Raw genomic sequence first — 14,480 nt, forward strand, 5'->3', positions numbered from 1 at the left:
GCTATACTCGGGGCGTTCCGTACCCCACGCCGGAACGACCAGACCCGAATCCCCGGAAACGACACCATGCGCCCGCAGCCGCTCGCCGCTTGTCTCGCTCTGGCCGTCCTCCTGCCCCTTGGGGCCGCCGCACAGCCCGCTCCTGCTTCTGCTCCCGCCACACCTGCCCCGGCCCCGGCTCCTGCCGCCGCGCCGGCGCCTGCCGCGCCCACCGGCAACTTCGACAATGGCCGCGTGCTGGCCTACACCTGCCAGGGGTGCCACGGCATCACCGGCTACAAGAACGCCTACCCCAGCTACCGGGTGCCGAAGATCGGCGGCCAGACCCAGCAGTACCTGGCCCAGGCCCTGGCCGAGTACCGCCAGGGCAAGCGCCGGCATCCGACGATGCAGGCGCAGTCGATGAGCTTCAGCGAACAGGAGATCGCCGATCTCTCTGTTTACCTGTCCACCGTCAAGTAAGGCCCGCCCATGTCGAAAGCCGCGCATCCGATGCGTCACGCCATCGCCCTGTCCGTTGCCCTGCTGCTGGCGGCCTGTTCGCAGTCGCAGGTGGAAAACAGCGAGAAATCCGCCGCCGACCCGGGCCACGCCAGCGGCGAACACGGCTCTTCGTCTTCGGCCGGCCTGCCCGCCGGCCGCGAGGCCGCCGGTGAAGCCCGCGCCAAGGTGAAGGGCAAGGCCACCAACCAGAGCTGCATCGACTGCCACGGGGCCGACGGCAATGCGCCGATCGATCCGACCTACCCGAAGCTGGGTGGGCAGTACGGTGACTACCTGGCGCACGCGCTGCAGGCCTACCGCGCCGGTGACCGCCAGCATGCGCTGATGACGCCGCAGGCGAAGGACCTGAGCGATCAGGACATCGCCGATCTGGCCGCGTATTTCGGTAGCCGGCCGAGCCAGCTGCGGGATCTGCACGGGGTCAAATGACGGCCGGCCCCCCGGTCGGTGCGGACCGTCGGTTGGTAGGTGCGGACCGTTGGTCCGCACAGATTCCGGATATCCACGCATGGCGTGGATCTGCTGAGCCGAGCGTGGGCTCGGCTCTACATCAATCGGCGCGATCGCTGGCGCCGGTCAACGCTCAGCCTTCCAGCTCTTCCCAGCGCGCGTAAGCGGCATCCAGTTCGGCCTGCACCTTGGCCAGCTGCTGGGTGTGCGCCGTCACTTCAGCACTGCTGCGGGTGTAGAACGACGGGTCGTTCATCGCCGAGGTCAGGCCTTCGACATCGCCTTCCAGCTTCTCGATGGTCTTCGGCAGCTGCTCCAGTTCGCGCGCTTCCTTGTAGGCCAGCTTGCGCTTGGGTGCGGCCGGAGCTGCGGTAGCCGGGGTGGCCGGCGCAGCGGCCGCCGGCTTGGCCGCAGGGGCCGCGGCAGGCGCTGCGATGCTGGCCGCATAACGCTGCCAGTCGCTGTAACCGCCCACGTACTCGCCGATCACGCCGTCGCCTTCCATCACCAGCGTGGAGGTGACCACGTTGTCGATGAAGTCACGGTCGTGGCTGACCAGCAGCAGGGTGCCGGTGTATTCGCCCAGCAGCTCTTCCAGCAGCTCCAGGGTTTCCACGTCCAGGTCGTTGGTCGGTTCGTCCATCACCAGCAGGTTGGACGGCTGCGCGAACAGCTTGGCCAGCAGCAGGCGGTTGCGCTCGCCACCGGACAGGCGGGTAATCGGCGCACGCGCACGTTCCGGGGTGAACATGAAGTCCTGCAGGTAGGCATGCACGTGCTTGCGCTTGCCGTTGAACTCGAGGAAATCGCGGCCTTCGGCGACGTTCTCGATCGCGCTCCAGTCTTCGCGGAGCACCGCGCGGTACTGGTCGAAATACGCGATCTGCAGGTTGGTGCCGGCATTGACTTCGCCCTTGGCCGGCTGCAGCTCGCCCAGCAGGAGCTTCAACAGCGTGGTCTTGCCGCTGCCGTTGGGGCCGATCAGGCCGATGCGGTCGCCGCGCAGAATGGTCGTGGTGAAATCGCGGACCATGGTGCGCTCGCCGAAGGCGAACGAAATGTCCTTGACGTCGATGACCTTCTTGCCGGAGCTGATGCCCTGCGCGGCTTCCATCTTGACGTTGCCGCTGAGATCACGGCGCTGCGAACGCTCCACGCGCATCGCCTTCAGGCGGCGCACGCGGCCTTCGTCGCGGGTGCGACGGGCCTTGATGCCCTGCCGGATCCAGACTTCTTCCTGCGCCAGCAGCTTGTCGAAGCGGGCGTTTTCCTGCGCCTGCGCGTTGAGGCGTTCCTCGCGGCGGCGCTCGTAGTTGGCCCAGTCGCCTGGCCAGCTGGTGACCTGGCCGCGGTCGATCTCGACGATGCGGGTGGCCAGGGCACGCAGGAATCGACGGTCATGGGTGACAAACACCACGCTGTCGCTCCAGCCCTTCAGGAACGCTTCGAGCCAGTCGATGGCCTCGATGTCCAGGTGGTTGGTCGGTTCGTCCAGCAGCAGCACATCGGGGCTGGACACCAGCGCGCGGGCGAGCAGCACGCGGCGCTTCATGCCGCCGGACAGGCGGCCGAACTCGGCCTCGCCATCCAGGTCGAGCTTGGTCAGGGTTTCGCTGACGCGCTGGTCCAGGCCCCAGCCGTTGGCGGCATCGATCTTGGCCTGCACGTCGCCGAGGGCTTCGCCATCGAAGACTTCGGCATGGCTGAGGTGGTGGAATTCGGCCAGCCACTGGCCCAGCTCGCCGAGGCCATCGGCGACGACGTCGAACACCGAGCCGGCGGCGCCGTGCGGCACTTCCTGCTCCAGGCGGGTGACGCGCACGCCCTGCTGCACGCGGACTTCGCCGTCATCGGGCTTGTGGTCGCCGGACAGCAGCTTGAGCAGGGTGGATTTGCCGGCGCCGTTGCGGCCGATCAGGGCGATGCGTTCGCCCGGCTCGATCGACAGTTCGGCTTTTTCCAGCAACAACGGGCCGCCGACGCTGAAGTCGACGTTCTGCAGAGTAATCAGAGGCATCCGGATATTGTACGGGTTGGGGGCGTCGGCCGGGTTGCACCCGGCACCCGCGGTAGTGCCGGCCGCTGGCCGGCAACTTCAACGGCAACGTCAAAAGCTGGTTTCCTGTGGGATGCCGGGGCGGTGCGGGTCTGCAGGACACGCCGTAAACCCCTCCTTGGGGGCTCGATGGCGCCATCCATGGCGCCAACGGTCCTGCAGACCCACACCGCCCCGCCTCTGACAGTTTCCCGCGATCTGTCGGAACGGCATTCTGCGCGGGTGGGTGTCGACCTTGGTCGACACGGCAGATCCAGGCCACGCGTGGATGAGCGCTGCAAGGCCTGTCGATCTGTCGGGGTCGGATCCCGTTGCTGCGCAACGGGCTCTGACCCCTTCGTGGAATTCGCGCAGTGCAAGACCGATCCCTGCTACTCCACCTCCCCCAGCAACGCCTGCAACCCCGGCAACCATTGCTTGCCCGGGTGGCGTACCAACCACAGGGTGCGCTGCAGGGCCGGCAGCGGAGTCTCGAGCACGCGCAGGCGACCCAGGGCCAGCGGCTCTTCCAGCGCGTGGCGCGATAGGCAGGCCAGGCCGAGGCCGGCGATGGCGGCCTGCTTGATCGCTTCGGTATTGCCCAGCTGCAGGGTCTGGGCGAAGCCGCGCAAGTGCGGCAACAACGCCTGCTCCACCGCTTCGCGGGTACCCGAGCCGGGCTCGCGCAACAGCCAGCGTGTACGGCGCAGTTCGTCCAGCGACCAGCGTGCGGGGGCATTGGCGGCAGCCACGATCACCAGCGGGTCCTCCTGCCAGGCCGTGACCTGGAGGCCGCGCTCGTGGCACGGGCCTTCGATCAGGCCGGCGTCGACGTCCAGGCGCTGCACGGCGGCGACCACGCCGGCGCTGTTGTCGATGCGCAGGTCGACCTCGGCCTGTGGTGCCTGCCGCAACAGCTCGGCGATGCGCGGTGGAAGCAGGTAGTTGCCGATGGTGGTACTGGCGGCCAGCACCAGCCGCAGCGGCGCGCCCTGCCCCGGATCGCCGCCGGCGGCCAGCTGCCGCTCCAGGTCGGCGGCGTTGACCAGCAGCGTGCGGGCCGGCTCCAGCAGCGCGCGGCCGTGGCCGTTCAGGGCCAAGCGGCGGCCGATGCGGTCGAACAACGGGGTACCGAAGTGTGCCTCCAGTTCCTGCAACGCAGCACTGCTGGCCGACTGCGATAGCGCGATGGCTTGGCCAGCGGCGGTGGTGCTGCCGTGATCGGCGATGGCGACGAAGACCTGAAGCTGGCGCAAGGTCAGGCGCATGTCATTTACCCGCTTAATAGGTAGATTTCACCCATATTATTCGTTTTACAGGTCAGCCATGCAGGCGCACGCTTGCCTGGCCATTCCAGACCTGCCGTTGCCATGAACGCCCCCGCTCTCTCCCCCTGGTCCCTGCCCGCTCTGCGCCAACGCTGGCAGCCACGCCTGCCCGGCCTCTTGCTGGTGGGCCTGATCGCGGCGGCATCCCTGTACCTGGCCGAGCTTCCCTGGTTGCAGGCGCATGGTCTGAGTGCACTGACCGTCGCCATCGTCGCCGGCATCGTGGTCGGCAACACCTTCTACCCGCGGCTGGCGCCGAGCAGCGCGGCCGGTGTCGGCTTCTCCAAGCACTGGCTGCTGCGCGCCGGCATCGTGCTGTACGGCCTGCGCCTGACCTTCCAGGACATCGGCCACGTCGGCGTCAGCGGCGTGCTGATGGACGTACTGGTGGTCGCCAGCACCTTCGGCCTGGCCTGCTGGCTGGGCGTGCGCGTGTTCAAGATGGAACGCGAGGCAGCAATGCTGATCGGTGCCGGCAGCGCGATCTGCGGTGCGGCAGCGGTGATGGCCGCCGAACCGGTGGTGCGCGGCCGCGCGGCGCAGGTCACGGTCGCGGTCTCTACGGTGGTGGTGTTCGGCACGCTGGCGATGTTCCTGTACCCGGCGCTCTATGCACTGGCGCAGTCGCACGGCTGGCTGGCAATGGACGCACGGCAGTATGGCCTGTTCACCGGTGCGACGGTGCATGAAGTGGCGCAGGTGGTAGCCGCCGGCCGCGCGGTCAGCGAAGCCGCCGCCGATACCGCGGTGATCACCAAGATGGTGCGGGTGATGCTGCTGGCGCCGTTTCTGGTCGTGTTGTCGTTGTGGCTGGCGCGTGGCGGCAAGGCCAGCGCCGGCGGCAGCAAGGCCCGCATCGTGGTGCCGTGGTTTGCGTTCGGTTTCGTGGCGGTGGCCGGTTTCAACTCGCTGCACCTGCTACCGGCCGGCCTGCAGGCCGGGCTGGTGCAGCTGGATACCGTGCTGCTGGCGATGGCGATGGCCGCACTGGGCCTGACCACCCACGTCTCGGCGCTGCGCCAGGCGGGCCTGAAGCCGCTGCTGCTGGCGCTGATCCTGTTCGCCTGGCTGCTCTTCGGTGGCCTGGCGATCCACCAGGGCGTGCTGGCGGTGCTGGGCTGAGCAAGAGCGTGCCGACCGGCGGTCGGCACCCACCCGTAGATCCACGCCATGCGTGGATGACCCTACCCCATCAGGCGGGACCGGCCTCGCGGACGGGTACAATGCGCCATGACTGACTTCTCGACCCTGCCGCTGAGCCCGGCCCTGCAGCCCGGCCTGGATGCCCTCGGCTACACCACTCTTACCCCTGTGCAGGCGCAGAGCCTGCCGGCCATCCTCGATGGCCGCGATGTGATCGCACAGGCGCCGACCGGCAGCGGCAAGACCGCCGCCTTCGGCCTGGGCCTGCTGCAGGCCATCGACCCCAGCCTGATCCGCGTGCAGGCGCTGGTGCTGTGCCCGACCCGCGAACTGGCTGACCAGGTCGGCAAGCAGATCCGCAAGCTGGCTACCGGCATCCCCAACCTGAAGCTGTTGCTGCTGGTGGGCGGCGTGCCGCTGGGCCCGCAGCTGGCGTCGCTGGAAGGCCACGACCCGCACGTGGTGGTCGGCACGCCCGGCCGCGTGCAGGAGCTGGCGCGCAAGCGCGCGCTGAATCTTGGCGCGGTGCGCACGCTGGTGCTGGACGAAGCCGACCGCATGCTCGACATGGGCTTCGAGGAACCGATCCGCGAGATCGCCGGCCGTACCCACAAGGATCGACAGAGCCTGCTGTTCTCGGCCACCTTCCCCGACAGCATCCGTGCCATGGCACGCGACCTGCTGCGCGACGCGGTGGAAGTGACCGTCGAAGGCGCTGACCAGGCCCCGGCCATCCGCCATATGTTCTGCGAAGTGGAACCGGCGCACCGGCAGAAGGCGCTGGCCGGCCTGCTGCTGAAGTACACGCCGGAATCGGCGGTGGTGTTCTGCAACACCCGCAAGGACGTGGACGAAGTGGCGAACTCGCTGCAGCAGTTCGGCTTCTCGGCACTGGCCCTGCACGGCGACATGGAGCAGCGCGACCGCGAGGAAGTGCTGCTGCTGCTGGCCAACCGCAGCTGCAACGTGCTGGTCGCCAGCGACGTGGCCGCACGTGGCCTGGACGTGGAAGAGCTGGCCGCGGTGATCAACTACGAGCTGCCGACCGACGTGGAGAGCTACCAGCACCGCGTGGGCCGTACCGGCCGTGCCGGTGCCAGTGGCCTGGCGATCAGCCTGGTGGCCGGCCGCGAGAAGACCCGCGCCGAAGCGATCGAAGCACAGATGGGGCAAGCGCTGGATTGGCAGAAGACGCCGCTGGCGACGGCGCGCCCGGCCGAGCTGCCGCAGGCGGCGATGCGTACGCTGCGCATCGATGGTGGCAAGACCGACAAGCTGCGCCCGGGTGACATCCTCGGCGCACTGACCGGCGACGCCGGCCTGTCAGCCAAGTTCATCGGCAAGATCGCGATCTTCCCGACCCGCTCCTACGTGGCGATCGCCCGTGAGCAGGCCAACAAGGCCGTGGCCAGGCTGGAAGCCGGCAAGATCAAGGGCCGTCGTTTCCGCGTGCGGATGATGTAAGGAACAGGGTGGTCGCCGGGCGTGGCCCGGCGCTACCGGCATGCCGTGTGTAGCGCCGGGCCACGCCCGGCGACACGCTCAGAACACCAGTTCGGTGTGCAGTGGCAGGTCCGCTTCCCAGCGTGCGCGGCCGCCGAGTCCGTCCAGTTCGACCAACACGCCGGCACCCACCACCTCGACACCCAGGCGGCGCACCAGCGACAAGGCAGCGACCAGCGTACCGCCGGTGGCCAGCACGTCATCGATGATTGCTACGCGGGCACCGGCCGGCAGCGCATCGGCGTGCACTTCGATGCAGTCGCTGCGGTATTCGAGCGTGTATTCCTCGCGCAGCACCTGGCCCGGCAGCTTGCCCGGCTTGCGCACCGGCACGAAGCCCACGCCCAGTTCCAGCGCCATGGCGGCACCGAGGATGAAACCACGCGATTCGATACCGATCACCGCGTCCAGCTTCTGGTCGCGCCAACGGTCGGCCATCGCGGTGATGGCACCGCGGAAGTCCTCGCCATGGGCGAGCAGCGGCATGATGTCCTTGAAGAGGATGCCGGGCTTGGGGAAGTCGGCGATGTCGCGCAGGCGGGAGGCCCACTGCGGAGCGACGAGGGCGTCGGTCATGTCACGTTGGCTATCTGATGGCGGCATAGGGTACCTGTTCCGGGCGCCGGCTGCCTGTTGGGGTGTTCGGCCGGGCTGCGCCCGGCACCTGCAGAGGCCACCGCGCAAGCAAAAGCGAAAACAAAAGCCGCATTCCGAGGGATGGCGGGGTGGGTCCGGTTGCGGGGGGCGCTGCAAGTACGTCCGTCTAGGCTTGGCAGCCGCTTGCTCGTGTGCGCTTTCCTGCGCACACGGCAAGACCGGGGTTGGGCGTCCTGCCCAACCCGCCCGAGGCATGCCTCGGGCCCATGCGGCTCACGCCCCCGCAACCGGGCCCACCCCGCCTTCGACAGATTCCTGCGATCTGTCGTAGATCCACGCCATGCGTGGATGAACTTTCATCGAAATCGAATATTTCGAGAATTGAACGAAAAGCATCCACGCATGGCGTGGATCGACCGTGTCGACCAAGGTCGACACCTACCCACAGCAGCGGGAATCTGTCGGAGGTGGGGCGGTGTGGGGCTGCAGGACCGTTGGCGCCATGGATGGCGCCATCGAGCCCCCAAGGATGGGTTTACGGCGTGTCCTGCAGCCCCACACCGCCCCGCCAGACCATCGACAATCCAGAGCCGCTTTGGCTCTGGCTTTGGCTCTGGCTTTGGCTTTGGATTCGGCCCTTGCCTCTGCAGGTGCAGGGCGCAGCCCTGCCGAAACCCACCCTCAGGAACTGCAGGACAGCATCGAGCAGCCGGCGCGGTTGTCGGCCCACGCCGGGCGCTTGCCGGCAAAGTGCTCCAGCCCGGCGCGTTCGGTATACGGGTCACGCAGTACGTCCTGCAATGCGTGAACACCGCCCAGGTCGCCCTGCTCGGCGCGATCGATGGCCTCCTGGGCCAGCCAGTTGCGTAGCACGTACAGCGGATTGGCCGCGGCCATTTTCGCCGTGCGCTCGCTGGCCGACAGCGGATCCACGCGCAGTCGCGCCGCGTAGTCCTGCAACCACTGCTGCAGCGGTGCCTGCACCGACTGCTGGCGCGCCTCGTCGTAGTACACCGCGTCAAGCACGCCCACATCGGGCGACGTTGGATCAACGCGCATCAGCGCGCGCCAGGCCAGCGTCATGTCCATGCTGCCGTCCTGCATCAGCTGCTGCCAGCGCAGGTAGAGCTGCAGGTCCTCATCATCCGCCGCTGCCAGGCCGAGCTTGGCCGCTGCATCGCGACGGGTGCAGGCAACGAACGTGGACTGGTACGCCGCCAGTCCCGCTTGCAACGGTTCGACATCGGCAAACAATGGCGACAACGCCTGCGCCAGTCGGCTCAGGTTCCAGTACGCCACCTGCGGTTGGGTGCCGAAACGATAGCGCCGGCCTTGGGCATCGGTGGTGTTCGGCGTCCAGTCCGGATCGAAGTCCTCGACCCATCCATAGGGACCGTAATCCAGCGTCAGGCCTAGCACGGACAGGTTGTCGGTGTTCATCACGCCATGCACGAAGCCGACGCGCATCCAGTGCGCGATCATCTCGGCAGTGCGCACCGCGCTCTGCGCGAACCAGTCACCGTACAGCGCCTCGCCCTGCCCTTCGAGCTCCGGAAAGTCGCGGGCGATGCACGCGTCGACCAGCTGCCGCAACAAGCCAGTTTCACCACGCGAGGCCGGCAGTTCGAATGAGCCGAAGCGCAGGAACGACGGCGATACACGGCACACGATGGCGCCGGGTTCGGCGCGGGGATGACCGTCGTAGAACATGTCACGCACCACGTCTTCGCCGGTGCCGACCAGCGACAACGCGCGCGTGGTCGGCACGCCCAGGTGGTGCATGGCCTCGCTGCACAGGAATTCGCGGATGGACGAGCGCAGCACCGCGCGGCCATCGGCGCCCCGCGAATACGGGGTGGGGCCGGCACCCTTCAGCTGCAGCTCCCAATGACACCCATCGGGTGCGACCAGTTCGCCCAGCGAGATCGCGCGGCCATCACCCAGCTGCCCCGCCCAGTGGCCGAACTGATGCCCGCCATAATTGGCCGCCCACGGCTGCATGCCGGGGTACAGCGCATTGCCACCGAACACATCGGCGAAGCCATCGCTCTCCACTTCATCGGCATCGAAGCCGAGCATCGCGGCCACCTCCGGCGACCAGGCCAACAGCGTGGGCGCCGCCACGGGCGTCGGCATCACCGGCGACCAGGCGGCGCCCAGCACTTCACGCCTGCGCGGGCCGGACTCTGGGTCACCCGGCAGGGCATTCAGCAGGCGATTGTCGAAACGGGGGCTGTCGTTATCCATGGTGTTGAAGATGGGGGCGACGGCCGACGGCCTCAATTGCCGCTCAGCGCCTGCAGATGTCCACCGTGGGCCTCGGCGCGCTGGTAGGCCGGGCGCTCGCCAATGCGCTTGAGGAAGCCGCGCAGCGCCGGCTTGTCGTCGAGGCCACCGCCGCGCGCGGCCGCAGCCTGGATCGGAAAGCTCATCTGGATGTCGGCTGCGCTGAACCGATCACCCGCGAACCAGGGGCTTTCGGCCAGGCGACGCTCCATCCAGTCCAGGTGCAGGCGCCGCTGCGGACCAATGAAGCCGCGCTCGGCCTTGTCGGCGATGCTGCGCGCGATCGGGCGGGCGAAGAACGGCATCGGCGCGTTGCGGATGCGGCCCATCACCAGGGTCAACAGCAGCGGCGGCATCGCCGAACCTTCGGCGTAGTGCAGCCAGTAGCGATAAGCGATCCGTTCGGCACCATCGGCCGGCATCGGTGACGGCGACAGCTGGCGCTGCGTGTCGTAGCGGTCAGCGAGGTAGTCGAGGATCGCGCCGGACTCGGCCAGTACCAGCTCACCGTCCTGCAGCACGGGGGACTTGCCGAGCGGATGCACGTTGCGCAGCTCGGGCGGTGCCAGCAGCGTCTTCGGATCACGGGGATAACGGCGCAGTTCGTAGTCCAGCCCCAGCTCCTCCAGCATCCACAACACGCGCAGGGAACGGGAGTTTTCCAAGTGATGGACAATGCGCATGGGGATGATCCTTGGGGAGGCCCACATCGTACCGCGCGCAGTGCATGCCCTTTGTAGAGTCGAGCCATGCTCGACTGGCTTTGAGAGCAGTCGAGCGTGGCTCGACTCTACAAAAAAACAACGGGCAATAAAAAACGCCGGAAGCTCTCGCTTCCGGCGTTCTGGCTACCAAACGGCAGCAGACGGATTAGACCGCCTGCACCTGGTCAGCCTGCATACCCTTCTGACCCTGGACGGCGATGAAGGTAACCTTCTGGCCTTCCTGCAGGGTCTTGAAGCCGGTGCCCTGGATGGCACGGAAGTGCACGAACAGGTCCGGGCCGCTTTCCGGGGTGATGAAGCCGAAGCCCTTGGCGTCGTTGAACCACTTGACGGTGCCGGTCTGACGATCAGACATTTGACTAACTCCTGAAACACATGTTGAAAAAATCGCAGCCACCGGGTATCGGGGCCGAGACTGAGTTGCAGGCGTTGGTAAAGCGGATCGATGAGCGGATCGTGAGATCAACTGCACCAGGCCACGATTCACGGTGACCCTAGCAAACACAGTGGGGCCAACGATACGCGTGTTTTCTGCAAAAAGCGATAGCCGGGGCGTTCATGGGCTGGCCCCGCCCCCTAGACGTGGCAAGGGCTGGCAGCCGGTCGAGGCTAACCCTGAGCCCCCATTCAGGATTTTCCTACCCTACACTGGGTAAATGACTGAAGCTGAAACCCAAGCTGAACTGGCCCTCCCCCGTATCTGGGTGGACGCGGACGCCTGCCCCGCCGTCATTCGCGACATCCTGTTCCGGGCCGCTGAACGGGTCGGGATCGAACTGACCCTGGTTGCCAACCAGTGGATCCGCACCCCGCCGTCGCGCTGGTTGCGCTCGATCCAGGTCCCCCAAGGCCTGGACGTGGCCGACAGCGCCATCGTCGAACGGGTCGCCGCTGGAGACCTGGTCGTCACCCAGGACATTCCGCTGGCCGCGCTGGTGCTGGAGAAGAAGGCCGTGGCGCTGAACCCGCGCGGTCAGCTGTACACCCCGAACAACATGGCCGAGCGGCTGTCGATGCGCAATTTTATGGAAGAACTGCGCGGCGCCGGGGTCCAGACCGGCGGCCCGCCACCACTGGGCCAGCGCGACCGGCAGCTGTTCGCCGCCGAGCTGGACCGCTGGCTGGCGCGGCGCCCGGCCCGCTGAACGGGCCTAGTCGCCCTGACCCGGCAGCACCAAGCGGTGCTGGCTGCGGAAGCGCCGTCGCTCCCCGCTCAACGGATCATTGAAGGCCAAGCCCTGCGCCAGCAGCTGCAGGGGCGGCTCGTCCGCCCCCTCCGGGCGCACTCTGAGCTGCGGATACAGGTCGTCGCCCACGATGGGCGCACCCAGCATCGCCATGTGCACCCGCAGCTGGTGCTTGCGGCCGGTTTCCGGCAGCAGCCGGTAGCGCCAGATCGCCCCCTCGGCTTCGACCAGTTCGACCCGGCTGCGCGCATTGGGCTCGCCCGGCACTTCAGCCATGCGGAAGAACGGCTCGTCTGGCGCCAGCCGGCTGTGCCGCAGCAGCGGGAACGCCAGCCCAGGCAGCGCCGGTGCCAGCGCCTCGTAGGTCTTTTCAATGCGGCGCTCGCGGAACAAGCGCTGATAGGCATCGCGTGTCGCCGGCTGGGTCGAAAACAACACCAGCCCCGCCGTGAGCCGGTCCAGGCGGTGCAGTGGTACCAGATCCGTGTTGCCGGTGCGGGCGACCAGGCGCGACAGCAGGGTTTCGCGCACATACCCACCGGCCGGCGTTACCGGCAGGAAGTGCGGCTTGTCGGCCACCAGCAGGTGCTCATCCAGATGCAGGAGGGTCTCGGCGAAGGGAATCACCGGCTCGTCGGCAACCTCGCGGAAGTACTGGATTTCCAGCCCCACCTGCCAGGGCATGTCCGGCGCCAGTGCCCTGCCCTGCGCATCCTGCACACGGCCTCGGGCGAAGCGGTCCTGCCATTGCGCGCGACCGATGCGCGGGAAACGCGCGCACAGGCCATCGAGCAGGCTGGGCCAGTGGCCGGGGGGCAGCTGCAGGTGGCTGGGCAGGGTCATGGCGTCCATTCCGGCCACGGGAAAGAGCGCCAAGAGTGCCACCGTTGACGCTGCGCAGACAGCCCGGCAACGGACACCCTTCGAGCAAACCTCTATCATTGACGTCTTTAGTCCACGGATCCCCCATGGCTCTTACCGCCACCATCCGCAAGGCCGAACTGCAGATCAGCGACATGGATCGCGGCTACTACGCGACCCACAACCTGACCCTGGCCCAGCACCCGTCCGAGACCGACGAACGATTGATGGTGCGCCTGCTCGCCTTCGCTCTCAATGCCAGCGATCGCCTGGAGTTCGGCCGCGGCCTGAGCACCGACGATGAGCCGGACCTGTGGGAACACGACTACACCGGCGACATCCTGCAGTGGATCGACCTGGGCCATCCGGACGAATCGCGCATCCGCAAGGCCAGCAACCGCAGCCGCCAAGTGCAGGTGATCAATTACGGCGGCAACGCCTCGGAGATCTGGTGGGGCAAGCAGGGCAAGGGTCTGGCGCGCTTCGACAACCTGTCGGTGGTCGACCTCGACGGTGCCTTCGTAGAACTGTGGGGCCAGCAGATCCAGCGCGCGATGCGCTGGAGCGTGCTGATCCAGGACGGTGAAGTGCAGCTGCTCAACGATCAGATGCAGCTTGACGTGATCCCGGACTGGCGCAAGCGCGCCAAGGCATGAGCACGATCCGCTGCGACGTGGTGGTCATCGGCGCCGGCGCGGCCGGGCTGATGACCGCGATCACGGCTGGCCAGCGCGGTCGCCAGGTGCAGGTGATCGACCATGCCAACAAGGTCGGCAAGAAGATCCTGATGTCCGGCGGCGGCCGCTGCAATTTCACCAACACCGGCACCACCCCGGCCAACTTCCTGTCGGCCAACCCGCACTTCTGCAAGTCCGCGCTGGCGCGCTACACGCCCTGGCACTTCATCGAGCTGGTCAGCAAGCACGGCATCGCCTATCACGAAAAGGAACTGGGCCAGCTGTTCTGCGACATCTCGTCCAAGCAGATCGTGAAGATGCTGGTGGACGAATGCCAGGCGGCCGGTGCCCAGATCCGCACCGAATGCAGCGTGCAGCGCATCGAGCACGGCAGCGATGGTTTCCGCGTGCACACCACGCAGGGCCTGTTCCATTGCGCCTCGCTGGTGGTTGCCACCGGCGGCCTGTCGATTCCGAGCATGGGCGCCACCGGCTTCGGCTACGAAATTGCCCGCCAGTTCGGCCACCAGGTGCTGCCGACCCGCGCCGGGCTGGTCCCGCTGACGCTGAGCGGCAAGCACCAGGAGCGGCTGGCCGACCTCAGCGGCGTCGCACTGCCGGTCGAGGCGCGCTGCAACGGAAAGAGTTTCCAGAACTTCATGCTGCTGACCCACCGCGGCGTGAGCGGCCCGGCCATCCTGCAGATTTCGTCGTTCTGGCAGCCCGGCGATGCGCTGGAGCTGGACTTGTTGCCCGGCCAGGATGCGGGCGAGTGGCTGCGCCAGATGAAGCGCGAGCGGCCCGCCGCCGAGCTGCGCACCGTGCTGGGCGACGTGATGCCCAAGCGGCTGGCGCAGCGCCTGTGCGAGCACTGGCTGCCGGACCGCCCGGTGCGTCAGCTGGACGAGCCGGTGCTGCGCCAGGCCGCGCAGCTGCTGGGCGCGTTCCCGCTGGTGGCCAGCGGCACCGAGGGCTACCGCACCGCCGAAGTCACCCTGGGCGGCGTGGATACCGCCGAGGTGTCGTCCTCGACAATGGAATCCAAGCGCGTACCCGGCCTGCATTTCGTCGGCGAGGTGCTGGATGTGACCGGCTGGCTGGGCGGCTACAACTTCCAGTGGGCCTGGGCCAGCGGCCACGCCGCCGGTGGCGTGGTGTGAACCACATCGCCGTTCGTTGCGCGC

14 protein-coding genes are annotated in these 14,480 nt (G+C 67.6%); 7 read left to right on the forward strand and 7 right to left on the reverse strand.

The annotated features are described in order from the left end of the window. The first annotated feature begins 66 nt into the window (after nucleotides 1-66). Complete coding sequence (locus AC5P65_RS12305) at nucleotides 67-462, forward strand: c-type cytochrome (RefSeq protein WP_019661290.1); 396 nt, start codon at nucleotides 67-69, stop codon at nucleotides 460-462. Between the two features lie 9 nt (nucleotides 463-471). Next, complete coding sequence (locus AC5P65_RS12310; RefSeq protein ID WP_005416218.1) at nucleotides 472-933, forward strand: c-type cytochrome; 462 nt, start codon at nucleotides 472-474, stop codon at nucleotides 931-933. Nucleotides 934-1,087: 154 nt separating this feature from the next. Here AC5P65_RS12310 and AC5P65_RS12315 read toward each other — a convergent pair whose 3' ends face one another. Beyond that, the gene (locus AC5P65_RS12315; RefSeq protein WP_495215598.1) at nucleotides 1,088-2,971 is read right to left on the reverse strand and encodes an ATP-binding cassette domain-containing protein; all 1,884 of its coding nucleotides are present in this window, start codon (nucleotides 2,969-2,971) and stop codon (nucleotides 1,088-1,090) included. Between the two features lie 410 nt (nucleotides 2,972-3,381). Next, the gene (locus tag AC5P65_RS12320; RefSeq protein ID WP_111099035.1) at nucleotides 3,382-4,257 is read right to left on the reverse strand and encodes a LysR family transcriptional regulator; all 876 of its coding nucleotides are present in this window, start codon (nucleotides 4,255-4,257) and stop codon (nucleotides 3,382-3,384) included. A gap of 102 nt (nucleotides 4,258-4,359) precedes the next feature. Between AC5P65_RS12320 and AC5P65_RS12325 the strand changes: the two genes are divergently transcribed. Both AC5P65_RS12325 and dbpA read left to right on the forward strand, forming a co-directional pair. Next, nucleotides 4,360-5,439 (forward strand): YeiH family protein, encoded by a 1,080-nt coding sequence (locus AC5P65_RS12325; protein ID WP_111099034.1) that lies wholly within the window; start codon nucleotides 4,360-4,362, stop codon nucleotides 5,437-5,439. Between the two features lie 108 nt (nucleotides 5,440-5,547). Further along, the gene (dbpA, locus tag AC5P65_RS12330) at nucleotides 5,548-6,924 is read left to right on the forward strand and encodes an ATP-dependent RNA helicase DbpA (RefSeq protein ID WP_197575864.1); all 1,377 of its coding nucleotides are present in this window, start codon (nucleotides 5,548-5,550) and stop codon (nucleotides 6,922-6,924) included. A gap of 78 nt (nucleotides 6,925-7,002) precedes the next feature. Here dbpA and AC5P65_RS12335 read toward each other — a convergent pair whose 3' ends face one another. The 4 genes from AC5P65_RS12335 to AC5P65_RS12350 all read right to left on the reverse strand — a co-directional run bounded on the left by AC5P65_RS12335 (nucleotide 7,003) and on the right by AC5P65_RS12350 (nucleotide 10,926). Further along, nucleotides 7,003-7,539 carry an adenine phosphoribosyltransferase gene (locus tag AC5P65_RS12335; RefSeq protein WP_019338396.1) on the reverse strand — a complete coding sequence of 179 codons (537 nt, stop codon included), beginning with the start codon at nucleotides 7,537-7,539 and terminating at the stop codon, nucleotides 7,003-7,005. Between the two features lie 702 nt (nucleotides 7,540-8,241). Further along, complete coding sequence (locus tag AC5P65_RS12340) at nucleotides 8,242-9,807, reverse strand: protein adenylyltransferase SelO (RefSeq protein WP_197576117.1); 1,566 nt, start codon at nucleotides 9,805-9,807, stop codon at nucleotides 8,242-8,244. 32 nt (nucleotides 9,808-9,839) lie between these two features. After that, on the reverse strand, nucleotides 9,840-10,529 hold the full coding sequence (locus AC5P65_RS12345) for a glutathione S-transferase family protein (RefSeq protein WP_197576116.1): 690 nt from the start codon (nucleotides 10,527-10,529) through the stop codon (nucleotides 9,840-9,842). Between the two features lie 187 nt (nucleotides 10,530-10,716). Continuing rightward, nucleotides 10,717-10,926, reverse strand: coding sequence for a cold-shock protein (locus tag AC5P65_RS12350; protein ID WP_004153307.1), 210 nt, complete (start codon nucleotides 10,924-10,926; stop codon nucleotides 10,717-10,719). A gap of 301 nt (nucleotides 10,927-11,227) precedes the next feature. Between AC5P65_RS12350 and AC5P65_RS12355 the strand changes: the two genes are divergently transcribed. After that, entirely contained in the window at nucleotides 11,228-11,716 is a 489-nt protein-coding gene (locus tag AC5P65_RS12355; RefSeq protein ID WP_021204710.1) for a YaiI/YqxD family protein, read from the forward strand. A gap of 6 nt (nucleotides 11,717-11,722) precedes the next feature. Here AC5P65_RS12355 and AC5P65_RS12360 read toward each other — a convergent pair whose 3' ends face one another. Further along, entirely contained in the window at nucleotides 11,723-12,601 is an 879-nt protein-coding gene (locus AC5P65_RS12360; RefSeq protein WP_021204711.1) for a pseudouridine synthase, read from the reverse strand. 125 nt (nucleotides 12,602-12,726) lie between these two features. On the opposite strand from AC5P65_RS12360, the gene AC5P65_RS12365 reads away from it, so the two are divergent. Next, nucleotides 12,727-13,275: a YaeQ family protein gene (locus tag AC5P65_RS12365; protein WP_111099176.1), complete on the forward strand. Its 549-nt coding sequence runs from the start codon at nucleotides 12,727-12,729 to the stop codon at nucleotides 13,273-13,275. Then, the gene (locus AC5P65_RS12370) at nucleotides 13,272-14,456 is read left to right on the forward strand and encodes a BaiN/RdsA family NAD(P)/FAD-dependent oxidoreductase (RefSeq protein ID WP_019661264.1); all 1,185 of its coding nucleotides are present in this window, start codon (nucleotides 13,272-13,274) and stop codon (nucleotides 14,454-14,456) included. Before AC5P65_RS12365 ends, AC5P65_RS12370 begins: the two co-directional genes overlap by 4 nt. Nucleotides 14,457-14,480 lie beyond the last annotated feature (24 nt).

This window comes from Stenotrophomonas sp. YJH_SMC_48-3, from assembly GCF_059369375.1.